We start from the raw sequence: 26,021 nt of genomic DNA on the forward strand, positions 1-26,021 counted from the left end.
CATACAGTACGTTAGTCCACAAATGCTTGATTCGGCCGTAAGGGATGCGTACCTTTGCCCGCTTTTCCGAAATCCGTCCCCCCCTGGAGAGCGCCATGTCCGCTGATCTCGAGCATATCCGTCAAATCATGCGAGAGGCTGACTGCCTGTACACCGAAGCTGAAGTCGAGGCTGCCATTGCCCGCGTCGGTGCACAAATCAACGAACAACTGGCCGACAGCAATCCGGTGGTGTTCTGCGTCATGAACGGTGGCCTGATCTTCTCCGGCAAACTGCTCACCCATCTGCAGTTTCCACTCGAATCGTCTTACCTGCACGCCACCCGCTATCGCAACGAAACCACTGGCGGTGACCTGTTCTGGAAAGCCAAGCCGGAAATTTCGTTCATCGACCGCGACGTGCTGATCATTGATGACATCCTCGACGAGGGTCACACCCTTGGCGCGATCATCGACTTCTGCAAACACGCCGGTGCGCGTGCCGTGCACACCGCCGTGCTGATCGACAAGGACCACGACCGCAAGGCCCGTCCCGACCTGAAAGCCGATTTCGTCGGCCTGCCGTGCGTTGACCGCTACATCTTCGGTTACGGCATGGACTACAAAGGCTACTGGCGCAACGCCAACGGAATCTTCGCCGTCAAAGGCATGTAAGCGTCCTCTGAAAGATCGCAGCCCAAGGCTGCGATCTTTTGTTTCAAAGACTGCTAAAGTGCTCGGCCCCGCCCTCCGGAGCCCGTCATGAGCCTCTTGATCCGCAGCTGCGCCGCTCTGTTGTTCACCCTCAGCCTGCCCTTGGCCGCTGCGCCGATGCACAGTCAGTTCCTGCCGCCTGACGACCTGACCCTGCGTGATGCCGAACCCGAACAGCAGCAACTGTTGCAGGTCACCGACTATTCGGTGGTGGTCGGCGCTCAGCGGCAGTCGAACCAGCAGCCGATTCCGGTCACCTCGCCGCTGATGATCCGCCTCAAGGGCAAGTCCCTGAACAAGGGAGCGACGATCAACCAGGTGCTGGTGAGCTTCGATGGCGAAAGCAAAAGCCTGAAAAAACCGGTGTATGACGACAAGCGCAAGACCCTGACCCTGTTCTATCCGCTGGCCCAATACCGGGTGATCATCGATCTGCTGCGCAATGACACCGTGTATGTGCAGTTTCTCAGCTACGCCAACGGCCATATCTGGGCCGATCTGCACACCGGCAGCACCCGTGCGCGTTGAGCCCCGTGCCCGGGCAGGGGTAAACTGCCCGCCCCGTGAAATATCTGCGAGCTGGAGTCGGCAATGCGTAAAGACAAGAAGCAAGTGATTGGTGACGAGATCGGCGATGAGCAGATCAAGCTGTTCCTCGATTTTGAGCCGGTCGACGCCACTTCGCCGTCGCTGCACAAACTGGTCAAGGCCTACCGTGGCCTGCGCATCGACGATTTCGAGCGCTTTCTGACGTTCTTCGTCGAGGCCGGTTATGACGTCGATGGCAAGGACGAGCATGGCAAAACCTTCGTCGACCAGATCCGCGATCAACGCAACGCAGCCGAATACATCGAGCTGATCGAGAAAGCGCGCGGCTGAGAACATTCCGCAACTGTGGCGAGGGAGCTTGCTCCCGTTGGGTTGCGAAGCAGCCCTCAAATCTTGTGAGCGCTACGAACTCAAGCGGGAGCAAGCTCCCTCGCCACAGAGTCCGATGTGTCAAAGGTAAATTTTCTGGCATAAAAAAACGCCCCGCACTCACTGAGTGTGGGGCGTTTTTCATGGGCCGGATCAGGCGTAGCTTTCGGTCTCGTTACTGGCTTCGACCAGTTCCAGCGCGACGTTGTTCTGCGTGTTGATCTTGCGATACAGCGCAGCGTCGGTTTCCAGGACCTTTTCACGGGCCGGGAAGATTTCCGCCAGTTTGGCGGCCCACTCACCCTTGGCCTTGGCCGGGAAGCACTTCTCGATCAGTTCCAGCATGATCGAAACGGTCACCGATGCGCCTGGAGAAGCGCCGAGCAGGGCGGCGAGGGAGCCGTCCTTCGCTGCCACCAGTTCGGTACCGAACTGCAGGATGCCGCCCTTTTTCGGGTCTTTCTTGATGATCTGCACCCGTTGGCCGGCCACTTCCAGGCGCCAGTCTTCGGCTTTCGCCTCGGGATAGAAGCGGCGCAGGGATTCCAGACGCTGTTCCATCGACTGCATGACTTCGCTGACCAGGTACTTGGTCAGGTCCATGTTGTTCTTGGCCACGGCCAGCATCGGGCCGATGTTGCTGGCGCGGACCGACAGTGGCAGGTCCATGAAGGAGCCGTGCTTGAGGAACTTGGTGGTGAAGCCGGCGTATGGCCCGAACAGCAGGGACTTCTTGCCATCGACAACGCGAGTGTCCAGGTGCGGCACCGACATCGGTGGTGAACCCACGGCCGCCTGGCTGTAGACCTTGGCCTGGTGGTGCTTGACCACTTCCGGATTGTCGCAACGCAGCCACTGGCCGCTGATCGGGAAGCCGCCGAAGCCTTTGCTCTCTTCGATGCCCGAGGCCTGCAGCAGCGGCAGGGCCGCGCCACCAGCGCCGAGGAACACGAATTTTGCGTCGACTTCGCGACTGCTGCCGCTGTTGACGTCCTTGATGCTCACGGTCCAGCCGTTGGCGTTACGCTTGAGGCCGGTCACGCGCTTGCAGTATTTGACCTGGGCATCCGGGGCGCTGGTCAGGTGCTTGAGCAACTGATTGGTCAGTGCGCCGAAGTTGACGTCGGTACCGTTGATTACGCGGGTGGCGGCGAGCACCTGGTCTTTCGGACGACCCGGCATCATCAGCGGCATCCACTCGGCCATCTTCGCCTTGTCTTCGGTGTATTCCATGTCGGCGAAGGCGTGGTGCTTGCGCAGGGTGTTGAAGCGTTCCTTGAGGAACGACACGCCTTTTTCACCTTCGACGTAGCTCAGATGCGGCACCGGGCTGATGAAGGACTTGCACGAGCCGAACGTGCCTTTTTTGGTCAGGTACGACCAGAACTGCTTCGACACCTCGAACTGGGTGTTGATGTGCACGGCCTTCTTGATGTCGACGGTGCCGTCGGCATTCTGCGGCGTGTAGTTCAGCTCGCAGAGGCCGGCGTGGCCGGTACCGGCGTTGTTCCACGGGTTGGAACTTTCCGCGGCACCGGAATCCATCAGTTCGACGACTTCCAGCTTGATCGCCGGGTCGAGTTCCTTGAGCAGCACTGCAAGGGTGGCACTCATGATGCCGGCCCCAACCAGAACTACGTCGACTGCTTCGTTATGCGCCATTTAACGCGTCTCCAAAATCTGCAGCACCAAATTGTCGGCATGGCTGCCAGGTGTCCGGGGCAGGTCAGTGGCGCCCCAGGTACCCATGGCCAGGTTTGCCATGTCCGAATCTTCGCAATTTTTCGCAACTTCGACGGATGCGTGCTGCCTGGCTTCCAGAGTCACATGAACTCATTTCGGCGCGGGACTGGCAATTCGACTTATGGTCGAGACATCCGTTCGTGCAACCAAATCCGTAGCGGACAGGCTTCAGGCTCCGGTATTCGAGGCGTTCCCGTTCCTGTGTCGTTGGGCTGTTTCAGACGCTAATGGTGCATGTTCAGACGCAAAACTATTCATTTGCTCGCCACACTCTTGTGAAGTTGTGAAAACCCGTTTTTTTCACGCTCTTTTGAAGACGTGAACCTCAAAAAGGGCTGTCCCGGCTGGCACCGTGCCCTGAAGGGCAAACAACTCAGTGACCACGCGTCATGACAGCTCTGCAGATTCGCGAAAAGTGGGGATTTGCCGCAGGAACAGCAAGCACGCCAGCTTCACTCGATCTGTGTGGGCGGCTCTCTGTGGGCGATCTGGATGCCAATGCAAGCGCATTGACGCTGTTGCGGGGCCCGATCAGGAGACGTCCTTATAATCGGGGGGAGATTGTATCGAAGAAATGCGGGGAGTTGGTCGAGTTTAATGACTTTTATTAGGCATCCGGTCAGATGCTCAACATCGCCTGGGCACGTGCGCGGGGGCGGTGCTGTTCGACACGGGCGCTGGCAGGCAGCGGCTGGTGCAGCCAGTTCAGGCGGATTTCTTCGATTTCGACCCAACCGTCACCCATGGGCTGCAGGCTGCATTGCTTGAATGCCTGGCAGTGGCCGTTGCGGTCGAGCAGGGCAAAGCTGCGGTGCAGAGGGCGTGGGGCGAAGAGCGAGATCAGATAGCGCATGGTTTGGGTTCCTTCTGGAGATCTGAGGCAAAGCTTGTCAAAGGCGCGTGAAGCGCACATGTAAGGGCGGTGAACAATCTGTGACAGGAACCGCGTGCGCCGCGGGGTTGTCCGAGATTTCAGTGCTGGTGACCCGCAGTGGCCCACCGCTATACTGCCGGCCTGTCTGTGCCTGATTCTGGAGAGAAGAGCATGTTGCAACGCCTGTTGTTCGGTTTGATCACTGTGACCAGTTTGACCCTGGTTGGCTGCGCCCACAGCCCGCAACAACTGAGCCCGGAACCGAAGCTGACCACTCAGCTGGCCCCCGTCGGCCATGGCCAGCCAGTCGTGGTTCGCGTAGTGGATGGTCGTCCTTCGCCAACCCTGGGTACCCGCGGTGGCCTGTACCCGGAAACCAGCGCCATTACCGTGCAGCGCGAGCAGATCGTGCCGAAGCTGCAGGCCCAGGCCGAAGCGGCCGTGCGTCTGCTGGGCTTCACCCCGTCCAACGGCGCGATGAATGCTCCGCAACTGACCGTGACCCTGACCGAATTGAAATACCAGTCGCCGAAAGAAGGCATGTACGTGACTGAAGCCACCATCGGCGCGACCTTCCGCTCCGACGTGCAGAGCGGCAACCGTCGCTACACCGGCCGTTACGGCGCTTCGCTGGACCAGCGTTTCGGCATGGCGCCGAACCAGGAAACCAACACCAAGCTGGTCAGTGACGTGTTGAGCGATGCGCTGACCCGTCTGTTCAAGGACCCGTCCATCGGCCAGATCCTCGCCGAATAAGGCATGCGCCAGATGTGAAAAAGCCCGGGGCCAGTGATGGCTCCGGGCTTTTTTCGTTCAGGCGGCTTGCGAGTAGAAGTGGAGGACGCTGACGCCGGTCAGCAGATCGGTCTCGGGCAAGTCCGCATGCGGGTGCCCGCCAAGGGCGCAATACACCAGCCAGTGGCGGTCCTGGACATTGAAGGCCAGGCTGCCGACGAGGGCCTGTTGTTCGTCGGACGGGGAGATGAGGTACAGACGATCCTGGTTTTCTGCGTGAAGCATGTCGCGTTCCGTTTACGTTTCGAGGCGCGCAGGGTGGCCGAAACAAATGACGATGCCGTGACACAGGACAGCCATCGGTCGATTGATGGGTTATTTGTCGCAAAGGGTAGGGCAGTGGAGGAGGGTTTCGGTAGAATCCGCGCCGCGGTCGTCGGTCTGGCGTTCGCCATACCGGTCTAGATTGAGGTCTGTGATGCACTTGATGACGCTGTTTACCGCCCATCCCGCCAAACTGATCAACCTGCTGGCCCTGCTGCTGGCCTTTCCGGGCAGTTGGCTGCTGCACGCGACCCGTCGTCGTGAACAACGGGCGATGGCCAGTATTGCGGCCCAGCGTCAGCAGCAGCCCGATCAAGAGCCGGTGCTGGACTGGGCGACCCTGCGCATGAACCGGTTTTTCTATCGGTTCGGCTTTGCCTGCCTGGGGCTGGCGTTGCTGATTTCCTGGATCAGCACCCGCTACTGAGGGCTGCTTCGCAACCCGGCGGGAGCAAGCGCCCTCGCCACAGGGCGCCGCCCGCCGAAACCGCTTACAGCGGCAAACCAGCCTTGACCCGGTACTGATTGCGTACCGGCGTCGCATATTGCAGCACCAGATACGGACGATATTCTTCAGGGCAGGCGTCCAGACGGTTCTGCCACTCCTCCCGCGCCTTGGCCAGTTCCTCGGCACCGAATACTTCAGCGGCCTTCGGCACATTCAGTTGAGGGTCGGCATCGGCCCACTGCGCGTACGCCAGATAATGCACCGGGAACAGGCGGTAGCCGCCGAGAATCTGCTTGTCCATTTCGGCCGCCAATTGCTTGGTGTCTTCGAACAGTTCGGTGATCGGCGCGGCGAAGTTCACATGCACCCGGCCCTTGTAACCGGTGATGCCCTTGGCGATGCTCACGTCATCCTCGCCCGGCGCCTTGCTGTAGGTGCCGGTGGTGGCGCGGATGTACAGCTCGCGGGCCTTGGCCTGATCGCATGGGTCGTATTCGTAGCTGATCGACACCGGGGTCAGGTTCAGAGACTGGATGACCTCGCCGAACGGCTCGTCCTTGCGGCTCATGTGGAACATTTTGAGGATCGCCGACTCGGTGCGGTCGTCGCCGTCCTTGGCCCGGCCTTCGGCCTGGGCGATCCAGATCGAGGCGCAATCGTTGCGGATCGAGTGGTTGATGTAGGCCGACAGCAACTGGTACGCGGCCATTTTCTCGCGGCGCCCGGTGATCGAACGGTGCACGATGAAGCTCTTGTTCAGGCGCATGAGGTCGCTGACGAAAGGCTTTTGCAGCAGGTTGTCGCCGATCGCGATGCGCGGCGTCGGCAGGCCGGCGTGATACACCGCGTAATTGACGAAGGCCGGGTCCATCACGATGTCGCGGTGGTTGGCGATGAACAGGTAAGCGCTGCCGGACTTGAATTGCTCGACACCGGTGTAGGTCACGCCATCGGTGGCGCGCTCGATGGTATGGTCGACGTAGAACTCGACCTTGTCCTGCAACGTCGCCACGGACGTCACGTCGGCGAACTCACGACGCAGCCGATGGGCTATAAGAGGTTTGAGCATCCAGCCGAACGCACCGGCGAAACGCGGGAAGCGGAAGTGGGTGAGGATATCTAGAAACGCCTTGTCGCCGAGCAGTCTTGCCAGTACCGCAGGCACTTCGCTGTCGTCGTAAGGTCGGATGGCATCGAATTCGCCCATCATGCTCTCTTGTTGGAAACGGCTAGGGTAAGTAAAGGTTTTGATCGAAAACCAACGGGGCACGGTCTGAAAAAGTAGCCAGACAAAAATAGCCCTGCAAATAGACCGGCGATTATACGCACAAGTCACCCGGGAGACCGCGATGCTGGAAAACGCACTGTATGAATGTCCGTATTGTGGGGAGGAGGTCGAGACGACCGTGGATCTGTCGGCAGGTGATCAGACCTATATCGAAGACTGTCAGGTGTGTTGCCGACCGATAACGTTCGTACTGCAGGTCCATGGCGAGGACTGGTTCCTGGAAGTGTTCAGCGAAAACGAGTGAGGTGCGCCCATGCAGCGAATCTACGAGCCGGCAAACCTGATGGAGGGCGAGATGCTCAAGGGCATGCTCGCCAGTGAAGGCATCGAGGCGCATCTGGTCGGGCGCGATCTGCTGGGCGGCACCGGCGAACTGCCGATCTTCGGCCTGCTCGGTCTGTCGGTCGAGAACGATCAGGCCGAGTACGCCCGCGAACTGATCAGCGCGTACAATGCCGCGCTGCCGCTGCCCGGCGATGAACCGGAGAGCTTCCCCGGCACGCTGGTCTGTTAGGCTGGCGTCCGTTTTACTTTTGAGTCGTGCTGCCCCATGTGTGGACGTTATGCCCTGTTTCGCTGGAACCGCGACTTCGCCGCGCTGCCAGGTTTTCCCGCCGATCAGCAGGCACAGTGGAACATTTCCCCCAACGATTCGGTGTTGATATTGCGTGCCGAAGCCGATGGCCAGCGCACCCTGGCCCGCGCCCGCTGGGGTCTGACGCCGCCATGGCTGACAGACCTGTCGCGCACGCCGGCCCACGCCCGGGCCGAAACCGTGGCCGAACAACCGATGTTTCGCGAGGCGTTGCGCCTGCGTCGCTGTCTGCTGCCGGCCAACGGTTTCTACGAATGGCGCGGCAACGTGCGCAAGCAGCCGTACTGGCTGACGCCGGGAGAGGGTTCTTCGCTGTTTTTTGCGGCGATCTGGGAGGCGTATCCGGTGCAGGAGCAGGTCTGGCTCAGTACCGCAGTGATTACCCAACCGGCGGCCAGTCAGCGCCGGCCATTGATACTCAATGAAGCGGGGCAGGCGGCGTGGCTCGATCACGAGACGCCGCTGCATGTCCTGCAAGGCCTGCTTGCCAGCGAACCCGCCGGCTTGCGCGAGCGGGTGCTGGCGAACCTGGTCAATGATCCGAAACTCAACGGGCCGGAGTGTTTGACCCCGGCGTGATCGGTCAGACCTTGAACTGATTGATCAACCGCCGCTGCTGCTCCGCCAGTTTGGTCAAATCCGCACTTGCCGAACTCGACTCGTCCGCCCCACCGGCCACTTCGTTCGCCACCTGACCGATGTTGATCACGTTGCGGTTGATGTCGTCGGCCACCGCGCTCTGTTCCTCGGCGGCGCTGGCGATCTGGGTGTTCATGTCGTTGATCACCGACACCGCCTGAGTGATGGTCTCCAGCGCTTCGGCGGCCTTGGCTGCCTGCTGCACGCTTTCGTCGGTGCGGTTCTGGCTGTCTTCCATGACCCGCACCACGTCGCGGGTGCCCTGTTGCAGTTGCTGGATCATGCTCTGGATTTCTTCGGTGGCCTTCTGGGTCTTCTGCGCCAGGTTGCGCACCTCGTCGGCGACAACGGCAAAACCGCGACCCTGCTCACCGGCACGGGCGGCTTCGATAGCGGCGTTGAGGGCTAGCAGGTTGGTCTGCTCGGCGATCCCGCGAATGGCAATCAGGATCGCATTGATGTTTTCGCTGTCCTTGGCCAGCGTTTGCACCACGTCCACTGCCTTGCCGATTTCCACGGCCAGCACACCGATCGAATTCGACGTGTCGCGCACGATCTGCATGCCTTGCGCTGCTGCCTGATCCGCATGGCTGGCGGCCTGGGCCGCCTGGGTCGCGTTGCGTGCCACGTCCTGGGCGGTCGCGGTCATTTCCTGCACAGCGGTGGCGACCTGATCGATCTCGGCCATTTGCTTCTGCACGCCGATGTTGGTGCGGATGGCGATGTCGGCGGTGTGTTCCGAAGAGTCGCTGACACTCTGCACCGACGTCACCACTTGGGTGATCATCGCCTGCAACTTGGCCAGGAAGGTGTTGAAGCCCTTGGCGATCGAACCCAGTTCGTCATTGCGGTCACTGCTCAAGCGACGGGTCAGGTCGCCTTCGCCCTGGGCAATGTCATCGAGCATGGTCACCATTTGCTTGAGCGGTCGGGCGATGCCGTGGCCCACCAGCCAGATCACCAGCAGGCCGAGGCCGGCGATGATCAGACCGACCATGGCCATGCCGAAAGTGTCGGATTTACGCTGGGCGTCGAGGTCGCCCTGGAGTTTCTGCAGATCGGCCATCACCGCATCCAGCGGCAGTTGCAGCATCAGTGTCCAGCGCGCATCGGTCTGGCCGATGCCGAAGGGCAGGTACAACTCGATCCGCCCCGACTCCTTGTTGACGGTGTAGGTCACTTCGCCGCGCTTGAGATTGGCCATGTTGGCAATCTGCTGGGCATCGAGAATATCACTGACCTTCTCGCCGAATTTGCTCGGGTCCTTGGTATAGGCGACGATCCGGCCATTGCCACCGATCAGGGCCATTTGCCCGGCGCCGCCGTACAGTTTCTGGTTGGCCCCCAGGAGCATTTCCTGAATGAAGTTCACCGACAGGTCGGCGCCGACGATGCCCTGAAACGCACCGTTGAGCATGATCGGCTCGATGAAGGAGGCGAGCATGACGATCTTGTCGCCGACCTTGTAGGGCGCCGGATCGATCACGCAGGATTTTTTGGTTTCTTTCGAGCACAGGTAGTACTCGCTGGCGCGTACGCCGGTGGACAGGACTTTCTGATCGTCGACGTCTACCAGTTTGTCCAGGCCCAGGGTGCCGTCCTCGTTGCGGAACCACCACGGCAGGAAGCGTCCGTTGGTGGCGTCGATGCCGACTACGCGGGTGCCGACATAAGCCGCGTCATTGTGATCCAGTGCGTTTTTTTCCCAGCCGATGTAGGTGCCGAGAATTTTCGGATTCTTCTCGACGTTTTCCTTGATCAGGCTGATCAGCTGTTCGCGGCTGACGGTCAGGCGCGGCTGGCCATCGGTGCCCGGCGTGCCGAGCAGGGCGTTGACCCGCACCAGTCCGCCGGCAATCAGCAGCGGCGCTTCCAGTTCGCGCTGGATCTGGCTGACCTGGGTCTGCGCCAGCGAAGTCAGGCGCTGTTCGATGACTTGCTCGAACTGCTCCTGGGTTCGCTGTTGAACCATCTCTTGAGTGCGGGCACCGGAAAACAGCGCATACAGCACCAGCGCAGCCACCACGCTGAGAACGATGGCGCCGGCCAGGGCCGCCACGGAAAACTGGATCGACTTGAATTTCATGGAAGCTCCGCACGCGAGAGGACATCTGCGCTGTTGTATCGGCAGCCACTACTGCGCCATGAGGCGAAGTGCGAGCAATTGGCGGCGGATGTCGCAAATGGAGCAGTGCGCGACGCAGATGCGCAGGGCTTTTCGGCGAATGTGAATTTTTTCCTGCAAGGTTGGCAGGCGCTTTTTGAAAACAGATGCATCACGTCTGTTGTATCTGGCGTCGATACAATTACCCGCCTAGGATACGCGGCAAGTTTTCAGGGAGCTTTTGAATGAACAAGACTTTGGTTGTAAGTGCACTGAGCGCGGCTTTGTTGCTGGCCGGTTGTCAGTCGGTCAACACCACCAGCGGTGGTGCCGTGGGCGTGGAACGCAAGCAGTACATGTTCAGCATGCTGTCCTCGCAAGAGGTCGACCAGATGTATGCCCAGTCCTATCAGAAAACCGTAGGCGAGGCGTCCAGCAAAGGTGTGCTGGACAAGACCAGCAATGACGCGAAGCGTGTCCAGGCGATCGCCAACCGTCTGATCGCTCAGGCTCCGAACTTTCGTCCGGACGCCGCGCAATGGCAATGGGAAGTGAACCTGATCAAGAGTGATGAACTCAACGCCAACTGCGGCCCTGGCGGCAAGATCATTTTCTACACCGGGCTGATCGACAGCCTGAAACTGACCGACGATGAAATCGCCGCAGTCATGGGCCATGAAATCGCCCACGCCCTGCGTGAGCACGGTCGTGAGGCGATGTCCAAGGCCTACGGCATCGAAATGGCCAAGCAGGGCGCCGGCGCATTGTTCGGCCTCGGCCAGGACAGCCTGGCGCTGGCCGATACCGTGGCCAACTATGGCATGACGCTGCCCAACAGCCGCGCCAACGAGAACGAAGCCGACCTGATCGGCCTGGAACTGGCCGCTCGTGCTGGCTACAACCCGAACGCCGCGATCACCCTGTGGAACAAAATGAGCAAGGCGTCCGAAGGTGCACCGCCGGAGTTCATGAGCACTCACCCGGCATCCTCCAGCCGGATTGCTTCGTTGCAGGCAGCGATTCCGAAGGTCATGCCGCTGTACGAAAAAGCGCCCAAGTCCTGAAGCAATGACCGCTCCCGCGCTGAGTGTGGGAGCGGTCTGCCTGATCAAATCCAGCCGCTGCTCTGCATCGCCTTGTACACCGCGACGAGCGCCAGAATCATGAACGCCGAGGCGGCCAGTCGGCGAATCAGGGTCAGCGGCAGTTTTTCTGCGGCAAAGTTACCGGCCAATACCACTGGCACGTTGGCAATCAACATGCCCGCCGTAGTGCCGATGATCACCAGCCACAGCTCCGGGTATTGCGCGGCCAGCATCACGGTGGCGATCTGGGTCTTGTCGCCGATTTCCGCGAGGAAGAAGGCGATCAGGGTGGTCAGGAACGGCCCGAACTTGCGGGCGGTGCTGGCTTCGTCGTCATCCATCTTGTCCGGCACCAGCGTCCACAGGGCGGTGGCGGTGAAGCTTGCCGCGAGTATCCAGTGAAGGACCGAGTCGGAGAAGAAACTGCCGAACCAGGCGCCTACCGCACCGGCTGCCGCGTGGTTGGCCAGGGTCGCAGCGACGATGCCGGCAATGATCGGCCAGGGTTTGCGAAAGCGAGCGGCGAGAATCAGCGCGAGCAGTTGCGTCTTGTCGCCGATTTCGGCCAAGGCAACGATTGCGGTGGGAACGAGTAACGAGTCCAGCATCAGGATTTCCTAAGGGGCGGGTCGACACGGCTATGACACGTACAGCCTTCCCGCCCCGGGTAAGGTGTGCGTGTCATAGGTCTTGTCAAACCCAACGATCCGTCTGCTGCGGACGCTTGGGTCGCATACGCCATGATCTGAGGATCAAGTATGTTGACGTACGCCGGACGAGCATGGCGCTCGTGGGAGACTACTCCCCTAGGACGGAGCGGATTCTGCCTAGGCGCAATTCATTCGGCAAGCACTAATTTTCAGCCACGCCTGGCCTGGTAAATCCGGAAACCATCGCCTTCGGCCTTGATCGCGCACGTGCCCAGATGCTCTTCGATCAGTGGCTGATACTTCAGGAAGCTGTTGGCTACAAGGCGCAGTTCGCCGCCTTTTTTCAGATGTTTTGCTGCTTTTCGCAGCAAATTCTCGGTCGCGAAATAATCGGTGTGAACACCGGTATGGAACGGTGGGTTGCTCAGAATCGTGTCCAGATCCATTGGTGCTGCGTCGATGCCGTCGCCGGTCAACACCTCGGCTTCCAGACCGTTGGCCGCCAGTGTCAGGCGACTGCTGGCGGCAGCGAAAGCATCGACGTCCAACAGGGTGACCTGATTGTGCGGATAGCGACGCTTGACCGCCGCGCCGAGCACGCCGGCGCCGCAACCGAAGTCCAGCAGATGACCGCTCGGCAGTTGGTCCAGATGTTCCAGCAGAAGGGCGCTGCCGCGATCCAGTCGGCCATGGCTGAACACGCCCGGCAGGCTGATGACTTTCAGCGGGCCTTCGGCCAGCGGCAGTTCGTAGGTCTGGGCCAGGCTTTCGAGGGATTTGGCTTGCGGGGCATTGGCCACCGTCACTTGCCACAACTGGCAGTGACGCGCGCTGTCGAGCTTGCGCGGCTTACCGAACGGGTTGAGCTGTTTGGACGCGCCTTCGATGCCGCTGCGTTTTTCCCCGACCAGAAACACTTCGCGCCCGGCCAGACGTGCGGCCACGGCATTGAGGAGGTAGTCGGTCAAATCCCTGGACTTGGGAAGGAACACCACTGCGCTGTCGAACTCGCGCTCCGGTACATTCACGCCGAAATGGCTGCGACCTTTGAAACGCGCCTCGAGCGCCGCCTGATCGCCGGCATGCCAGCACCAGCCGAATGAGTCGGGCAGGCGCCCGAGCAAGTCATCGGCGGGCAGGCCGGCCAGCAACAGCGAACCCTGGAATAACTCGACCTGACGAAGCAGTACTTCACTGCGCGGATCCATAACTGCTCCCGTGAAAAAAAGTGCCGCAGTTTATCAACTGACGACCCGCAGCGCCTTACCGCTGTAAAACGCCCGGGTGTTCTCCACCAGTTGGCCGACGATTCGCTGCCGGGCTTCGCGGCTGCCCCAGGCGTTGTGCGGGGTGACGATCAGGCGCGGGATGTCGGTGGCGAGTAGCGGATTGCCGTGGGTTGGCGGTTCGATGCTCAATACATCGGTGGCTGCGCCGCCGAGATGACCGTTGCGTAGCGCATCGGCCAGGGCCTGTTCATCAATCAGCCCGCCACGGGCGGTGTTGACCACGAAAGCACCGGGTCTCATCGACGCCAGCTCGCGGGCACCGATGAAGTGGCGGGTGTGTTCATTGAGCGGGCAGTGCAGCGTGAGGGCATCGATCTGAGGCAACAGTTCCTCGAGTGGCAGACGATCCGGACGGGCCGGACGCCCCGGAATCTGCCCCAGCAACACTCGCATGCCAAAGGCTTCGGCCAGGCGCGCCACCGCGCCACCCAGTTCACCATGCCCGAGCAGCCCGAGGGTTTTGCCCTCCAGCTCGACGATCGGGTAGTCCAGCAGACAGAACTGTTTGGCTTGCTGCCAGCGGCCTTCGCCGACGGCCTTTTGATAATCGGCAAGACGCGTGGCGAGATTGAGCAACAGCATGACCGTGTGTTGCGCCACTGACGGCGTGCCGTAACCCTGGCAGTTGCACACGGTGATGCCCCGGGCGCGGGCGGCGGCCAGATCGACATTGTTGGTGCCGGTGGCCGTGATCAGGATCAGTTTCAGTTGCGGGTTGGCGTCCATGGCGGCGGCATCGATCAGGATCTTGTTGCTGATGGCCACGGTCGCGCCTTGCAGGCGTTCGGCAACCTGAGCAGGCAGCGTCTGGGCGAACAGTTGCAAGTCGCTGAAGCAGGCCTGCAGTGGCGCGAGGTCAAGGTCGCCCAGATCCAGGGAAGGGTGATCGAGGAATACGGCGCGGTGGGCGTTCGTCATCAACTGTACCTGTCGTGCTGTGAAGGGAAGGCGTAATCTGCCGAGCCTAACAGATGAAACACCTGTGGGAGCGAGCTTGCTCGCGAGGCGTCGTGTCAGACAACAACGAAGTGACTGATACATCGGCTTCGCGAGCAGGCTCGCTCCCACAGGCATGTAATGACCTCAGAGGAGCCCCCATGTACTGGACCGAGTTCTTGACCGTTGCACTGATCCATCTGCTGGCCGTCGCCAGCCCCGGCCCGGACTTTGCCGTGGTGGTGCGCGAGAGCGTGACCCACGGGCGTCGCGCCGGCACCTGGACGGCACTGGGCGTGGGCACGGCGATTTTCCTGCACGTCGGTTATTCGCTGCTGGGCATCGGGCTGATCGTTTCGCAATCGATCGTGTTGTTCAACGCCCTGAAATGGGCCGCTGCCGCTTACCTGCTGTACATCGGCTACAAAGCCTTGCGCGCGCAACCGGCCAAGACCGTGGCTGATGACCTGCACAAAGAGGTCGGTGAACGCACCGCCCGTGGCGCCTTCACTTCAGGCTTCGTGACCAACGGCCTGAACCCGAAAGCCACGCTGTTCTTCCTGTCGCTGTTCACAGTGGTGATCAATCCACACACGCCATTGATGGTGCAGGCCGGCTACGGGATTTACCTGGCCGCTGCAACGGCAACCTGGTTCTGCCTGGTGGCAATGCTGTTCAGCCAGCAGCGCGTGCGCGCCGGTTTCGCCCGTATGGGCCACTGGTTCGACCGCACCATGGGCGCCGTGCTGATTGCCATTGGCGTGAAGCTCGCGTTCACCGAGATGCATTGATCGAGCTGAGCTGATTCAGGGCGTTGAGATACTCCCGGGGATTGTCCCCGAGCAAACGGCGAAACATCGCGCTGAACGCCCGCGCGCTGCCGTAACCCAGATCCCGCGCCACGCTCTGCACGCTGTCCCCGGCGAGCAGGCGGGGCAGGGCTTCCATCAGGCGCAGTTGCTGGCGCCAGGCATTGAAATTCATCTGCAGTTGCTGCTGAAACAGCCTCGCCAGGGTACGTGAGCTGGCCCCGACCTGCTGCGCCCAGTCTTCCAGGGTGTTGGGATGATCGGGCTCGCGCAGCAGCGCCAGGCAGATGTTTTGCAGGCGTCGATCGTTCGGCATCGGGATGTGCAACGGCAGGTTTTCGAGGCCGGCCAGTTCCTCCAGCATCAATTGCTGGATCAGCGGATTGTCGGCGTGGGGCGGGCCCTGCACCGCACGCAGGATCAATTCACGCAGCAATGGCGTCACGGCCAGCACGCAACAGTGTTGCAGGCTGGCCGGGGACAGTTCGGGGGCGATGAACAATGAACGCATCTGCACATCCCCGGACATGAATATCTCATGTCCCACTTGCGGCGGAATCCACACCGCGCGGGTCGGCGGAATGACCCACGCCCCTTGCGCCGTGACCGCCCGCATGACGCCGCTCACCGCATACAGCAACTGCGCCTCGCGATGCAGGTGCAACGGCTGGTGTGCGCCGTCCAGGTAATCCCGGGGGTAGGCGCTCACCGGGCCGTGTTCGAAATGGCTGATCAACATGTCCGGTTCGCTGACTTGTATGGCAGGAATGCGCTTTTTCGCCAACTTAGCATAAGCGCTCACCCTCATCTGTTCACAACAAGAAAGCGTGCCGCGATGAATCAATCCAGAAATGTCATTCGCTACATCAACGCAGCCCATGTGATCGATCACATGTTCATGCTGATTTTCCCCGCTGCTGTCCTTGGCATGACCCAGTCCTTCGCGCTCGACTATGCCGCGCTGATCGGCCTGTCGCTGGGCGGTTTCATCGCGTTTGGCGCCTGTTCGCTACCGGCCGGCTGGCTCGGCGATCACTGGAGCCGACGACGGATGATGCTGGTGTTTTTCTTCGGTATCGGTGGTTCGGCGATCATCACCGGCCTCAGTAACAGCCCGACGTCGCTGGTCATTGGTCTGACCCTGATCGGCATTTTTGCCGCGATCTATCACCCGGTCGGCACGGCGATGCTGGTGGCCTACGCGCAGAATCGCGGACGCGAAATCGGCATCAACGGCATGTGGGGCAATCTTGGCGTGGCGTTCTCGGCACTGATCACCGGTTTGCTGGTGGCGCAGTTCGGCTGGCGTTCGGCGTTTCTGATTCCGGGGGCTGTGGCCATCGTACTGGGGATCGGCTTTGCCTTTCAGGTGCGTGAGGAACCGATCCCCAAGCGCCCGCATAGCGCGCTCAAGGGCACCAGTGGCCAGCGCATTTCGATGGTCATGGTGTTCGGTGTACTGGCCTTGGCCACGGCCACAGGCGGTGTGGTGTTCAACGCCACCACCATGACCTATCCCAAACTGTTCCAGGACCGTTTGCATGACCTGTTCGCCTCGCCGCAGACCCTTGGCGTGGTGGTGAGCCTGGCGTATGCGTTCGGTGCGGTGGCGCAGTTGAGCATCGGACAGCTGTTGCACCGGGTCAGCCTGAAATGGCCATTTGTCGTGCTGACGTTGTTTCAGGCGCCACTGCTGTATGCCATGGCTTATGTCGAGGGCTGGGCGGTGATCGCGCTCGGTGCGGCGTTCATGTTCGTGGTGTTCGGCCAAGTGACGGTGAACGATTCGATGGTCGCCAACTTCGTTGCGCCGCACTGGCAATCCCGAGTGTTTGCCTTGCGTTACTGTTTATCGTTCGGTGCCAGCGCGACGGCGATTCCGCTGATTGCCTATGTTGAACCGCGCCATGGTTTTGTGGGGCTTTACCTGATTCTGGCCGGGTTTGGCGCTTTGACCTTCCTTGCCGCTGTGGTTTTCCCACGCACACCTTCTGAAGCGGCTGCAGGGCAAACAGCCTGACCGATGAGGAAGTCCGACAAATGCTGGCGCAAAGCTAGCATTTGTACGGCTCTGCAAATCATTCCTTTGGCTGATTTGGCTGGCGTATAAGGGTTCTAGAGTACAGAACTCCAATGCCAACACCGTGCAGTCAGAAAAGGGATTCTTATGTTGCAGACTCGCGTTATTCCGCCCGCCGAAGGGGCCTACCAGTATCCATTGCTGATTAAACGGCTGCTGATGTCGGGCGCCCGTTACGAGAAAACCCGCGAGATCATCTACCGTGACCAGTTGCGCTACAGCTACCCGACGCTGATCGAGCGGGTCGCGCGACTGGCCAACGTTCTGACGGCCGCCGGCGTGAAGGCCGGCGACACTGTGGCGGTGATGGACTGGGACAGCCATCGCTACCTGGAATGCATGTTTGCCATTCCGATGATTGGCGCGGTGATTCACACCATCAACGTGCGCCTGTCGCCGGAACAGATCCTCTACACCATGAACCACGCCGAGGACCGCTTCGTGCTGGTCAACAGTGAGTTCGTCGGGCTGTACCAGGCCATCGCGCCGCACTTGACTACGGTGGAGAAAACCCTGCTGCTGACTGATCTGCCGGAAAAAAACGCGGACCTGCCGAATCTGGTCGGCGAGTACGAACAACTGCTGGCGGCCGCGAATCCGCAGTACGACTTCCAGGACTTCGACGAAAACTCGGTCGCCACCACCTTTTACACCACAGGCACCACCGGCAATCCGAAAGGCGTGTACTTCACCCATCGGCAACTGGTGCTGCACACCATGGGTGTGTCGACCATCATGGGCGCCATCGACAGTGTGCGGCTGCTGGGCACCAACGACGTGTACATGCCGATCACCCCCATGTTCCACGTACATGCCTGGGGCCTGCCGTATGTGGCGACCATGCTCGGGCTCAAGCAGGTTTATCCGGGCCGCTACGACCCGGAATTCCTCGTCGAGCTGTGGCGCAAGGAAAAGGTCACGTTCTCCCATTGCGTGCCGACCATCCTGCAGATGGTGCTCAACGCCAAGGGTGCGCAAGGCACCGATTTCGGTGGCTGGAAAATCGTCATCGGCGGCAGTGCGCTCAATCGTTCGCTGTATGAAGCAGCCAAGGCTCGGGGCATCCAGCTCACGGCGGCGTATGGCATGTCGGAAACCGGGCCGCTGGTTTCCTGCGCGCATCTGAACGAAGAGTTGATGGCGGGCACCGAAGACGAACGCACCACCTACCGGATCAAGGCCGGCGTGCCGGGGCCGCTGGTCGAAGCGGCCATCGTCGATGGAGACGGCAACTTCCTGCCCGCCGACGGCGAAACCCAGGGCGAGCTGGTGCTGCGTGCGCCGTGGCTGACCGAGGGCTATTTCAACGAACCGCAGAAGGGCGCCGAGCTGTGGGGCGGTGGCTGGCTGCACACCGGCGACGTGGCGACGCTGGACGGCATGGGGGTGATCGACATCCGCGACCGGATCAAGGACGTGATCAAGACCGGCGGCGAATGGATTTCCTCGCTTGACCTCGAAGACCTGATCAGCCGTCACGCAGCGGTACGTGAAGTAGCAGTGGTGGGGATCGCCGACCCGCAGTGGGGCGAGCGTCCGTTTGCCCTGCTGGTTGTCCGTGAAGGGCACACCATCGGGGCCCGTGAGCTCAAGGAACACCTCAAGCCGTTCGTGGAACTGGGGCACCTGAGCAAGTGGGCGATTCCGAGCCAGATCGCCCTTGTTACTGAAATTCCCAAGACCAGCGTCGGCAAGCTCGACAAGAAGCGCATCCGCCTCGACATCACCGAATGGCAGACCAACAACAGCACCTTCCTCTCGACGCTCTGAGCGTCCTGCGGCGCGCCGAAAACGGCGCGCAGCCCCACCAAGCAAGCGCTTGGCTTGTGAAATCGGAAAAATCAGCCATCCTTGCCGGGCCGACATGTGTCGGACTGGCATAAGGACTGTTCCGGAGTGGCCGGCCACTGCAAATCACACTTTAGAGGGATCAAGCAGTACCACCTGCTGGCTATAGTCCGTCAAGGATTTTTAAGAACGGGGCAATGCAACATTGAAGTGATTTCGGGAAGCTCCTGGCATCCGGTCCTTCAGGCGTTTTTAAAAGTACTCACTGCCATAACAATAATGCACATGGAGTAGCGTCGATGACCTCAGTAAACCAGTTCTGGCGCCGGGCAAAACTGCCTCTGGCGGTCAGTCTTGCCTCCACGCTCGCCGGACCCGCATTCGGCGTCAGTTTCAATGTCGGTGAAATCGAAGGCCAGTTCGACTCCGCGCTCTCCCTGGGCATGAGCGTTTCGACCCAGCAGCCGAACAAGGACCTGATTGGTGTCAACAACGGTGGCCGGGGCCTGTCCCAGACCTCCGACGACGGTCACTTGAACTTCAAGAGCGGGCAAGCGTTCTCGAAGATTTTCAAGGGCATCCATGACCTCGAACTGAAATATGGCGATACCGGTGTCTTCGTCCGGGGCAAGTACTGGTACGACTTCGCGCTGCAGAACCAGGACCTGGAATACAAGGACGTCAGCAATCACAACCGTGACGTGGCAGCCCGTTCTTCGGGTGGCCAGATCCTCGACGCCTTCATCTACCACAACTACTCCATTGCCGATGAACCGGGCTCGGTGCGTCTGGGCAAGCAGGTGGTGAACTGGGGTGAAAGTACCTTCATCGGTGGCGGCATCAACTCGATCAACCCGATCGACGTATCTGCATTCCGCCGCCCGGGCGCCGAGATCAAGGAAGGCCTCATCCCGGTCAACATGTTCTACCTGTCCCAGAGCATTACCGAAAACCTGTCGGCCGAAGGCTTCTATCAGATCGACTGGCAGAAGACCGTGACCGACAACTGCGGCACATTCTTCTCCCAGCCTGACATCGTCACCACCGGTTGCGACGACAACCTGCGCGTGCTGAACAAGCGCTCGACCATTCCGGGCGTTGCCCTCGGCCCGCTCGCAGCTGCCGGTGTCGACGTCAACGAAGAAGGCGTGCTGGTACGCCGTTCGCCGAACCGCAATGCTCGGGACAGCGGGCAGTGGGGCGTGTCCGCCAAGTACATGTTCGATCCGCTGGCCACCGAATTCGGTGCCTATTTCATGAACTACCACAGCCGTGCGCCGATCTTCAGCGCAACCGGTGCGCCACAGTCGATCTATAACGGCGTCAAGGCTCTGCCTGGTCCGTTCCAGGCATTGGGCCCTCTGGTGGTGGCGGGTAACTCCGAGTATTTCATCGAGTATCCAGAGGACATTCGCCTCTACGGTCTGAGCTTCTCCACCACTCTGCCTACCGGCACGGCGTGGAGCGGTGAGATCAGCTACCGGCCGAATGCGCCGGTGCAACTGAACTCCACCGACATCCTGTTCGCCGGTGTGCGTCCGTTGGGCGGTGCCCTGACCAACGCTTCGATCCTCAACGGTGTTCCGGGTCAGGACCTGCACGGATACAACCGCAAGGAAATCACCCAACTGCAGACCACCCTGACGCACTTCTTCGATCAGGTCATGGGCGCCAACCGCCTGACCCTGGTGGGTGAAGTCGGCGTGACCCACGTCGGCGGGCTGGAAAGCAAGTCCGAGGCCCGCTACGGTCGCGATCCGGTCTTCGGTCCGGGTGAACTGCCATCCACCAATGGCCTCAATACCTGCTCGCAGATCCTCAACACCTCGACCATCAACGGTGCCGGCCCTGGCGCATCGACCAGCAACCGTTCCAGCAACTGTGACAACAACGGTTTCACCACCGCCACATCCTGGGGCTATCGCGCTCGCGCCATCTGGGATTACAGCGACGTGTTCGCCGGTGTGAACCTGAAGCCGAACGTGGCCTGGTCCCACGACGTCAAGGGTTACTCCCCGGGCCCAGGCGGCAACTTCGAGGAAGGTCGCAAGGCCATCAGCCTCGGTCTGGATGCCGAATACCAGAACACCTACACCGCAAGCCTGGCCTACACCAACTTCTTTGGTGGCGAATACAGCACGGTGGATGATCGCGACTTCGTTGCCCTCAGTGTCGGCGTGAACTTCTAAGTACAGTTTTTCAGGACGAACAAACCTATGAAAATAACAAAGAATCTGTTCCACGCTGGTGTTCTGGGTCTTTCGCTGCTGGCCACCAGCGTGATGGCCGCGGTACCTGCCGCCGAAGCCGACAAGCTGGGCAAAAGCCTGACCCCGATGGGCGCCGAAATGGCGGGCAACGCCGATGGTTCGATCCCGGCCTGGAAGCCGCTGGCGAAAAATGCCGGCACCGTCGACAGCAAGGGCTTCCTGTCCGACCCATACGCCAGTGAAAAACCGCTGTTCACCATCACCGCGCAGAACGTCGATCAGTACAAGGACAAGCTTGCACCGGGTCAGTACGCGATGTTCAAACGCTACCCGGATACCTTCAAGATGCCGGTCTATCCGTCCCATCGCGGTGCCACCGTACCGGATGACGTGTTCGCCGCGATCAAGAAGAACGCCACGACCACCACGCTGGTGGCCGGCGGCAACGGCCTGGAAAACTTCCAGACCGCCATCCCGTTTCCGATCCCGAAAGACGGCCTGGAAGTCATCTGGAACCACATCACCCGCTATCGTGGTGGCAGCGTGACCCGTCTGGTGACCCAGGCGACGCCGCAGGCCAATGGCTCGTACAGCCTGGTGTACTTCCAGGACCAGTTCGTGTTCCGCGACAAAATGAAGGATTTCGATCCGGCCAATCCGGGCAACGTGTTGTTCTACTTCAAGCAGAAAGTGACCGCGCCGGCCCGCCTGGCAGGTACCGTGCTGCTGGTGCACGAGACCCTCGACCAGGTGAAGGAACCGCGCAAGGCATGGGTCTATGCGACCGGTCAACGCCGTGTGCGTCAGGCACCGCAAGTGTCCTATGACGGTCCGGGTACTGCCGCTGACGGTCTGCGTACCTCCGATAACCTGGACATGTACAACGGCGCCCCGGATCGCTATGACTGGAAGCTCGAAGGCAAGAAAGAGATGTACATTGCCAACAACAGCTACAAGATCGATTCGCCGACCCTGAAGTACGCCGACATCCTCAAGGCCGGCCACATCAACCAAGACCTGACTCGCTACGAGCTGCGTCGCGTCTGGCATGTGGTGGCAACCTTGAAGCCGGGTCAGCGTCACATCTACGCCAAACGTGACTTCTTCATCGATGAAGATACCTGGCAGGCAGCGGTCATCGACCACTACGACGGTCGTGGTCAGCTGTGGCGCGTCGCCGAGGCCCATGCCGAGGACTACTACGACAAGCAAGTACCGTGGTACGCGCTGGAAACCCTGTACGACCTGCAATCGGGCCGTTACCTGGCACTGGGCATGAAGAACGAAGAGAAACAGGCTTATGACTTCGGCTTCTCTGCCAGTAAAAGCGAATTCCAGCCGGGCAACCTGGGCCAGGATGGTATCCGCTAAGCTTTGACCTGAGGCCGCATCCTCGAAAAAAACGCCCCGACCGGTTCGGGGCGTTTTTTTTGTGTGGTGATTTTGTAGCCATTTGTAGCAACAACTTCATATGCACGCCGTTTAAGGCTAGTCTGCGGACATCTGCTACGCCGCCAACAGCCATTCGAACAAGAGCCGGCCATGACTGATCTGTCCCCGCTTCCGGGTCCTGCAAGCGTTGCCGTCACGGCATTGGATGGGCGTTTTTTTCGCCCTCCGTTGCCTGATGGTCATGTATTGCGACCACGTCTGTGTGAGCGCCTGCAAGCCGGACTGGGTGGGCGTCTGTTGCTGGTCTGCGCCCCGGCGGGGTTCGGCAAGAGCTCGCTGGCGGTGGAGTTCTGTCAAAGTCTGCCGGGACACTGGCAAAGCCTGTGGCTGGGACTGAGCGCCCGGGACAGTGACCCGGGGCGATTTCTCGAGCGTCTGCTCGAAGGCCTGCAGGCTTACTTCCCGGGACTCGGCAGCCGCGCACTCGGCCTGTTGAAAATGCGCCAGCGTCATCAGCCGTTTGCCTTCGAGGAATGGCTCGATGGCCTGCTCGATGAGTTGGCATTGCATCTGCAACCGACCTCGCCGCTGTTATTGGTACTGGACGACTACCACCTTGCCCAAGGGCCGGTACTCGATCGCTGCCTGCAATTTTTCCTCAATCACTTGCCGGATGGTTTGCTGGTCATGGTCACCAGCCGTCAGCGGCCGGACTGGCATCTCGCCCGCCTGCGGTTATCGCGACAGTTGCTGGAACTGCATGAGCAGGATTTGCGCCTGACTCACGACGAAGCCCTGACCCTGCTCGATCGCCACAGCAGCTCGCTACGCGGCGAGGCCCTGGAAAACCTGATCCAACGCAGTGAAGGCTGGGTCGCCGGTTTGCGTTTCTGGCTGCTGGCGGTGGCCGAGGCTGGAAGCGAGGCGGCGTTGCCTCAGGCCTTGAACAGCGGGGAAGGGTTGATCCGCGATTACCTGCTCGAAGAGGTCATCGATTGCCTGCCGGCCGAGGTGCAGTCGTTTCTTTACGACACCGCACCGCAGGAGCGATTCTGCAGCGAGCTTTGCGATGCCGTGCGCGAAGCCCATGACAGCGCGGAAATCCTGCGGTTTCTATTGGCACATCAAGTGTTCCTGGTACCACTGGACGAACACGGTCATTGGTATCGCTACCATCATCTGTTTTCCGATCTGTTGCGCAGTCGGCCAATCGCTCGGGCGGTGGTCCCTGTCGCTACGCTGCACCTGCGTGCCTGTCGCTGGTTCAATGCTCAGGGGTTGCTGGACGAGGCCGTGGAGCAGGCGTTGCGGGCAGGGCATCTGGATGTGGCAGCGAACCTGGTGCAGAACCTGTCCGAGGAACAACTGCTGGCCGAGCAGAATGTCGGCATGTTGCTGCGCTGGAAAATGGACTTGCCCGATAGCCTGCTGATCAGCACGCCGCGCCTGATCGTGTTGTACAGCTGGGCGCTGGGGCTGGCATGCCAGCTCGATGCGGCCGAGGAGCTTGCCAGTCACCTGAGCCGGTTTCTGCCGGCGCCGTCGGCCACCGCACAGAAATCCATGTTGGCCCAATGGCTGGCGCTCAAAGGCATCATCGCCCGTGGCCGAGGGCATCGCGAACAGACCATCGAATATTGCAGCGAAGCACTGGAGAGCCTGCCGGCCAAGCGTTATGGCCAGCGCCTGATGTGTCTGTCGACCTTGTCCAACCTGGCGATTGCCGATGGTGATCTGTGGCGTGCACGAGGTTTGAACCGCGAGTCGCTTGAACTGGCACAGCGAGTCGGCAACCCGCTGTTCGAGGCACTGGCGCATTACGACCGGGCGCGTGTATTGCAGGCGCGTGGCGAAATTCTGCGCGCACTGGATGAGGTCCATCAGGGGCTGGAGCGTTTGCGTGGTCTTTCGGCGCAACGTCTCTATGCGGTACGTGCGCGGCTGACCTTATATGAAGGTTTTCTGTTGTCTATGCGTTTGCAGCCGCATCAGGCCCGCACACGCTTGCTGATCGGCCTGGGTGAGGCTCGGGCCTGTCGTGATATCAGCGTTCTGATCGGTCACTGCGTGATCGCCCGTCTGGACGGCAGTGCTGGAGAGTTTGCCAAGGCCTTCACCGAACTCGCCGAGGCGGAGCGTCTGATGCACATTTGGGACGTGCCACCGATCTACTATCTGGCGATGATTACCCTGGTCAAATGCGAGTTGTGGCTGGCTCAGGGGCGTATTGACCTGGCTGGAGCCTGGCTTGCGCGGCTGGGCCAGACTTACACCGGTGAACGTGCGGCGGCCCCACCGGAGTTTCATCCGCAGTTGCCGTTGCATGTCGAACTGCAGCAGGCATTGTTGGACTTCATTCAGGGGCAACCCATGCTCGCTGAAGGCCGATTGAACGCATTGCTGGAGAACGGTCAGCAAACCGGGCGACAGTTGTTGAGTGTGATGGCGTTGACGCAAAAGGTCGCGTTGCTCTTGGTGGTCGGTCGCGAACCTGAGGCCCGCAAGGCTTTGGCACAGGCGCTGGGAGCTGCGGTCGGCGGAGTATTGCAACCATTCGATGTGCTGGCGCAGGAACATTCGGATTGGTTGCGCGGCCAATTGACGGCTACGACGAGCCTGGCGGGTAAAAACTTGCTGGATGGTTTTGCGCTGTCGGCGATTCAGCCGGCTACCGAGGTTTCGGCAACAGAGCAACTCAGCACCCGAGAACTGGCGGTGTTACGGCTAATTGCACAGGGCTGTTCAAATCAGGAGATCAGTGAGCAGTTGTTCATTTCGCTGCACACGGTGAAAACCCATGCCAGCCATATCAACAGCAAGCTGGGAGTGGAGCGACGAACTCAGGCTGTGGCGCGTGCAAAAGAACTGGGTATCCTGGCCTAGCCTGCGGGTTTAATTGACACCAACGAAAACGCCCCGATTCAATCGGGGCGTTTTTTCCGGCCTGCGAACAGGCCGGTGAGCGGTGTGATCAGGCCACCAGATCGCTGGCGCTGAAGTTGTTGACACCTACCAGCTGGATTTCAAAGTCCGCACCGGCGTTACCACTGACGTTACCCGAAAGCACATGGTCGACGAAGCGCAGTTGGCCTGCTCCGGTGAAGTCATTCGCACCGATAAAGGTGAAGCCGTTGAAGCCGGCATTCAACAGATTGGAATCAAAGTGGGTCAGGTCGATTTTGTCGCCTTGTGCACTGTTGAAGTCGGTGATGACGTCGCGGTTGAACCCCATCCCCATTTCATTGACAGCCGCGAAAACAAAGGTATCGGCTCCGCCACCACCGGTCAGAGTGTCAGCCCCTGATCCGCCATTGAGAATGTTGTTGTCCGCGTTGCCAACCATGATGTTATTCAGATCGTTGCCGATCATAGTGAACTTGCCGGTACCGGTCAGCAGGACGTTTTCGACGTTGCGCAGGCTA

At 60.4% G+C, this 26,021-nt stretch carries 25 protein-coding genes, 1 pseudogene and 1 riboswitch; of the genes and pseudogenes, 15 read left to right on the forward strand and 11 right to left on the reverse strand.

Annotated features, from left to right (window positions below):
• Positions 1-95 precede the first annotated feature (95 nt).
• The 3 genes from ACK6BI_RS22820 to ACK6BI_RS22830 all read left to right on the forward strand — a co-directional run bounded on the left by ACK6BI_RS22820 (position 96) and on the right by ACK6BI_RS22830 (position 1,571).
• Positions 96-653, forward strand: coding sequence for a hypoxanthine-guanine phosphoribosyltransferase (locus ACK6BI_RS22820; protein WP_065261223.1), 558 nt, complete (start codon positions 96-98; stop codon positions 651-653).
• 87 nt (positions 654-740) lie between these two features.
• Positions 741-1,220: a hypothetical protein gene (locus tag ACK6BI_RS22825; RefSeq protein WP_065261224.1), complete on the forward strand. Its 480-nt coding sequence runs from the start codon at positions 741-743 to the stop codon at positions 1,218-1,220.
• Between the two features lie 63 nt (positions 1,221-1,283).
• The gene (locus tag ACK6BI_RS22830; protein WP_409318831.1) at positions 1,284-1,571 is read left to right on the forward strand and encodes a PA4642 family protein; all 288 of its coding nucleotides are present in this window, start codon (positions 1,284-1,286) and stop codon (positions 1,569-1,571) included.
• A gap of 192 nt (positions 1,572-1,763) precedes the next feature.
• Here the strand turns inward: ACK6BI_RS22830 and mqo are convergent, their stop codons facing one another.
• Together mqo and ACK6BI_RS22840 are read right to left on the reverse strand one after the other, a co-directional pair.
• On the reverse strand, positions 1,764-3,272 hold the full coding sequence (gene mqo, locus ACK6BI_RS22835) for a malate dehydrogenase (quinone) (protein WP_409318832.1): 1,509 nt from the start codon (positions 3,270-3,272) through the stop codon (positions 1,764-1,766).
• 700 nt (positions 3,273-3,972) lie between these two features.
• Entirely contained in the window at positions 3,973-4,206 is a 234-nt protein-coding gene (locus tag ACK6BI_RS22840) for a hypothetical protein (protein WP_409318833.1), read from the reverse strand.
• Between the two features lie 192 nt (positions 4,207-4,398).
• On the opposite strand from ACK6BI_RS22840, the gene ACK6BI_RS22845 reads away from it, so the two are divergent.
• Entirely contained in the window at positions 4,399-4,983 is a 585-nt protein-coding gene (locus tag ACK6BI_RS22845) for a YajG family lipoprotein (protein ID WP_260520965.1), read from the forward strand.
• Between the two features lie 57 nt (positions 4,984-5,040).
• Here ACK6BI_RS22845 and ACK6BI_RS22850 read toward each other — a convergent pair whose 3' ends face one another.
• A complete protein-coding gene (locus ACK6BI_RS22850) occupies positions 5,041-5,247 on the reverse strand; it encodes a hypothetical protein (RefSeq protein ID WP_409318834.1) in 207 nt (68 codons plus the stop codon).
• Positions 5,248-5,440: 193 nt separating this feature from the next.
• Here ACK6BI_RS22850 and ACK6BI_RS22855 point away from each other — a divergent pair, with 193 nt between their 5' ends.
• Positions 5,441-5,713, forward strand: a complete 273-nt coding sequence (locus ACK6BI_RS22855) for a hypothetical protein (RefSeq protein ID WP_409318835.1) — start codon at positions 5,441-5,443, stop codon at positions 5,711-5,713.
• Positions 5,714-5,777: 64 nt separating this feature from the next.
• On the opposite strand, the gene ACK6BI_RS22860 is transcribed toward ACK6BI_RS22855, so the two are convergent.
• Positions 5,778-6,944, reverse strand: coding sequence for a 1-acyl-sn-glycerol-3-phosphate acyltransferase (locus ACK6BI_RS22860; RefSeq protein ID WP_409318836.1), 1,167 nt, complete (start codon positions 6,942-6,944; stop codon positions 5,778-5,780).
• Positions 6,945-7,083: 139 nt separating this feature from the next.
• Here ACK6BI_RS22860 and ACK6BI_RS22865 point away from each other — a divergent pair, with 139 nt between their 5' ends.
• Genes ACK6BI_RS22865 through ACK6BI_RS22875 form a run of 3 tightly spaced genes read left to right on the forward strand, consistent with a single transcriptional unit; the run spans position 7,084 to position 8,196 of the window.
• Positions 7,084-7,266, forward strand: a complete 183-nt coding sequence (locus ACK6BI_RS22865) for a CPXCG motif-containing cysteine-rich protein (RefSeq protein WP_409318837.1) — start codon at positions 7,084-7,086, stop codon at positions 7,264-7,266.
• A 9-nt stretch (positions 7,267-7,275) separates the two neighbouring features.
• Entirely contained in the window at positions 7,276-7,536 is a 261-nt protein-coding gene (locus ACK6BI_RS22870; RefSeq protein ID WP_409318838.1) for a putative signal transducing protein, read from the forward strand.
• Between the two features lie 36 nt (positions 7,537-7,572).
• On the forward strand, positions 7,573-8,196 hold the full coding sequence (locus tag ACK6BI_RS22875) for an SOS response-associated peptidase (protein WP_409318839.1): 624 nt from the start codon (positions 7,573-7,575) through the stop codon (positions 8,194-8,196).
• 4 nt (positions 8,197-8,200) lie between these two features.
• On the opposite strand, the gene ACK6BI_RS22880 is transcribed toward ACK6BI_RS22875, so the two are convergent.
• Positions 8,201-9,043, reverse strand: coding sequence for a methyl-accepting chemotaxis protein (locus ACK6BI_RS22880; RefSeq protein WP_409318851.1), 843 nt, complete (start codon positions 9,041-9,043; stop codon positions 8,201-8,203).
• A 12-nt stretch (positions 9,044-9,055) separates the two neighbouring features.
• Positions 9,056-10,342: pseudogene (locus tag ACK6BI_RS22885) on the reverse strand (HAMP domain-containing protein); the annotation flags it as partial.
• Between the two features lie 263 nt (positions 10,343-10,605).
• Here ACK6BI_RS22885 and ACK6BI_RS22890 point away from each other — a divergent pair.
• Positions 10,606-11,424: a M48 family metallopeptidase gene (locus tag ACK6BI_RS22890; RefSeq protein WP_065261237.1), complete on the forward strand. Its 819-nt coding sequence runs from the start codon at positions 10,606-10,608 to the stop codon at positions 11,422-11,424.
• A gap of 44 nt (positions 11,425-11,468) precedes the next feature.
• On the opposite strand, the gene ACK6BI_RS22895 is transcribed toward ACK6BI_RS22890, so the two are convergent.
• The 3 genes from ACK6BI_RS22895 to ACK6BI_RS22905 all read right to left on the reverse strand — a co-directional run bounded on the left by ACK6BI_RS22895 (position 11,469) and on the right by ACK6BI_RS22905 (position 14,302).
• On the reverse strand, positions 11,469-12,053 hold the full coding sequence (locus ACK6BI_RS22895; protein ID WP_065261238.1) for a TMEM165/GDT1 family protein: 585 nt from the start codon (positions 12,051-12,053) through the stop codon (positions 11,469-11,471).
• An 88-nt stretch (positions 12,054-12,141) separates the two neighbouring features.
• Positions 12,142-12,264, reverse strand: a riboswitch (yybP-ykoY riboswitch).
• A 40-nt stretch (positions 12,265-12,304) separates the two neighbouring features.
• Complete coding sequence (locus tag ACK6BI_RS22900) at positions 12,305-13,303, reverse strand: methyltransferase (RefSeq protein ID WP_409318840.1); 999 nt, start codon at positions 13,301-13,303, stop codon at positions 12,305-12,307.
• Positions 13,304-13,336: 33 nt separating this feature from the next.
• Complete coding sequence (locus tag ACK6BI_RS22905; protein ID WP_409318841.1) at positions 13,337-14,302, reverse strand: 2-hydroxyacid dehydrogenase; 966 nt, start codon at positions 14,300-14,302, stop codon at positions 13,337-13,339.
• Positions 14,303-14,481: 179 nt separating this feature from the next.
• On the opposite strand from ACK6BI_RS22905, the gene ACK6BI_RS22910 reads away from it, so the two are divergent.
• A complete protein-coding gene (locus ACK6BI_RS22910) occupies positions 14,482-15,111 on the forward strand; it encodes a LysE family translocator (RefSeq protein ID WP_409318842.1) in 630 nt (209 codons plus the stop codon).
• Here the strand turns inward: ACK6BI_RS22910 and ACK6BI_RS22915 are convergent.
• Positions 15,095-15,868 carry an AraC family transcriptional regulator gene (locus ACK6BI_RS22915; protein ID WP_409318843.1) on the reverse strand — a complete coding sequence of 258 codons (774 nt, stop codon included), beginning with the start codon at positions 15,866-15,868 and terminating at the stop codon, positions 15,095-15,097. The two genes, ACK6BI_RS22910 and ACK6BI_RS22915, sit on opposite strands and share 17 nt — an antisense overlap.
• 96 nt (positions 15,869-15,964) lie before the next feature.
• Here ACK6BI_RS22915 and ACK6BI_RS22920 point away from each other — a divergent pair, with 96 nt between their 5' ends.
• From ACK6BI_RS22920 to ACK6BI_RS22940, 5 genes are all read left to right on the forward strand, one after another.
• Positions 15,965-17,149, forward strand: a complete 1,185-nt coding sequence (locus ACK6BI_RS22920) for an MFS transporter (RefSeq protein WP_409318844.1) — start codon at positions 15,965-15,967, stop codon at positions 17,147-17,149.
• A gap of 147 nt (positions 17,150-17,296) precedes the next feature.
• Positions 17,297-18,979: a fatty acid--CoA ligase gene (locus ACK6BI_RS22925; RefSeq protein ID WP_409318845.1), complete on the forward strand. Its 1,683-nt coding sequence runs from the start codon at positions 17,297-17,299 to the stop codon at positions 18,977-18,979.
• A 317-nt stretch (positions 18,980-19,296) separates the two neighbouring features.
• Positions 19,297-21,186, forward strand: coding sequence for a DUF1302 domain-containing protein (locus ACK6BI_RS22930; protein ID WP_409318846.1), 1,890 nt, complete (start codon positions 19,297-19,299; stop codon positions 21,184-21,186).
• A 27-nt stretch (positions 21,187-21,213) separates the two neighbouring features.
• Positions 21,214-22,578: a DUF1329 domain-containing protein gene (locus ACK6BI_RS22935; RefSeq protein WP_409318847.1), complete on the forward strand. Its 1,365-nt coding sequence runs from the start codon at positions 21,214-21,216 to the stop codon at positions 22,576-22,578.
• Positions 22,579-22,749: 171 nt separating this feature from the next.
• On the forward strand, positions 22,750-25,482 hold the full coding sequence (locus ACK6BI_RS22940) for a LuxR C-terminal-related transcriptional regulator (protein WP_409318848.1): 2,733 nt from the start codon (positions 22,750-22,752) through the stop codon (positions 25,480-25,482).
• A gap of 88 nt (positions 25,483-25,570) precedes the next feature.
• Here ACK6BI_RS22940 and ACK6BI_RS22945 read toward each other — a convergent pair.
• A partial coding sequence (locus ACK6BI_RS22945) for a type I secretion C-terminal target domain-containing protein (RefSeq protein ID WP_409318849.1) occupies positions 25,571-26,021 on the reverse strand: 451 nt, incomplete at its 5' end.

The organism is Pseudomonas sp. KCJK9016 (assembly GCF_046231795.1).
GTDB classification, from domain to species: Bacteria; Pseudomonadota; Gammaproteobacteria; order Pseudomonadales; family Pseudomonadaceae; genus Aquipseudomonas; species Aquipseudomonas bananamidigenes.

What these genes read in the sequence shown, in the direction of transcription:
- ACK6BI_RS22820 (WP_065261223.1), top strand. Translation starts at nt 96, where the DNA reads ATGTCCGCTGATCTCGAGCATATCCGTCAAATCATGCGAGAGGCTGAC.
- ACK6BI_RS22825 (WP_065261224.1), top strand. Translation starts at nt 741, where the DNA reads ATGAGCCTCTTGATCCGCAGCTGCGCCGCTCTGTTGTTCACCCTCAGC.
- ACK6BI_RS22830 (WP_409318831.1), top strand. Translation starts at nt 1,284, where the DNA reads ATGCGTAAAGACAAGAAGCAAGTGATTGGTGACGAGATCGGCGATGAG.
- mqo (WP_409318832.1), bottom strand. Translation starts at nt 3,272, where the DNA reads ATGGCGCATAACGAAGCAGTCGACGTAGTTCTGGTTGGGGCCGGCATC.
- ACK6BI_RS22840 (WP_409318833.1), bottom strand. Translation starts at nt 4,206, where the DNA reads ATGCGCTATCTGATCTCGCTCTTCGCCCCACGCCCTCTGCACCGCAGC.
- ACK6BI_RS22845 (WP_260520965.1), top strand. Translation starts at nt 4,399, where the DNA reads ATGTTGCAACGCCTGTTGTTCGGTTTGATCACTGTGACCAGTTTGACC.
- ACK6BI_RS22850 (WP_409318834.1), bottom strand. Translation starts at nt 5,247, where the DNA reads ATGCTTCACGCAGAAAACCAGGATCGTCTGTACCTCATCTCCCCGTCC.
- ACK6BI_RS22855 (WP_409318835.1), top strand. Translation starts at nt 5,441, where the DNA reads ATGCACTTGATGACGCTGTTTACCGCCCATCCCGCCAAACTGATCAAC.
- ACK6BI_RS22860 (WP_409318836.1), bottom strand. Translation starts at nt 6,944, where the DNA reads ATGATGGGCGAATTCGATGCCATCCGACCTTACGACGACAGCGAAGTG.
- ACK6BI_RS22865 (WP_409318837.1), top strand. Translation starts at nt 7,084, where the DNA reads ATGCTGGAAAACGCACTGTATGAATGTCCGTATTGTGGGGAGGAGGTC.
- ACK6BI_RS22870 (WP_409318838.1), top strand. Translation starts at nt 7,276, where the DNA reads ATGCAGCGAATCTACGAGCCGGCAAACCTGATGGAGGGCGAGATGCTC.
- ACK6BI_RS22875 (WP_409318839.1), top strand. Translation starts at nt 7,573, where the DNA reads ATGTGTGGACGTTATGCCCTGTTTCGCTGGAACCGCGACTTCGCCGCG.
- ACK6BI_RS22880 (WP_409318851.1), bottom strand. Translation starts at nt 9,043, where the DNA reads ATGATCACCCAAGTGGTGACGTCGGTGCAGAGTGTCAGCGACTCTTCG.
- ACK6BI_RS22890 (WP_065261237.1), top strand. Translation starts at nt 10,606, where the DNA reads ATGAACAAGACTTTGGTTGTAAGTGCACTGAGCGCGGCTTTGTTGCTG.
- ACK6BI_RS22895 (WP_065261238.1), bottom strand. Translation starts at nt 12,053, where the DNA reads ATGCTGGACTCGTTACTCGTTCCCACCGCAATCGTTGCCTTGGCCGAA.
- ACK6BI_RS22900 (WP_409318840.1), bottom strand. Translation starts at nt 13,303, where the DNA reads ATGGATCCGCGCAGTGAAGTACTGCTTCGTCAGGTCGAGTTATTCCAG.
- ACK6BI_RS22905 (WP_409318841.1), bottom strand. Translation starts at nt 14,302, where the DNA reads ATGACGAACGCCCACCGCGCCGTATTCCTCGATCACCCTTCCCTGGAT.
- ACK6BI_RS22910 (WP_409318842.1), top strand. Translation starts at nt 14,482, where the DNA reads ATGTACTGGACCGAGTTCTTGACCGTTGCACTGATCCATCTGCTGGCC.
- ACK6BI_RS22915 (WP_409318843.1), bottom strand. Translation starts at nt 15,868, where the DNA reads ATGTTGATCAGCCATTTCGAACACGGCCCGGTGAGCGCCTACCCCCGG.
- ACK6BI_RS22920 (WP_409318844.1), top strand. Translation starts at nt 15,965, where the DNA reads ATGAATCAATCCAGAAATGTCATTCGCTACATCAACGCAGCCCATGTG.
- ACK6BI_RS22925 (WP_409318845.1), top strand. Translation starts at nt 17,297, where the DNA reads ATGTTGCAGACTCGCGTTATTCCGCCCGCCGAAGGGGCCTACCAGTAT.
- ACK6BI_RS22930 (WP_409318846.1), top strand. Translation starts at nt 19,297, where the DNA reads ATGACCTCAGTAAACCAGTTCTGGCGCCGGGCAAAACTGCCTCTGGCG.
- ACK6BI_RS22935 (WP_409318847.1), top strand. Translation starts at nt 21,214, where the DNA reads ATGAAAATAACAAAGAATCTGTTCCACGCTGGTGTTCTGGGTCTTTCG.
- ACK6BI_RS22940 (WP_409318848.1), top strand. Translation starts at nt 22,750, where the DNA reads ATGACTGATCTGTCCCCGCTTCCGGGTCCTGCAAGCGTTGCCGTCACG.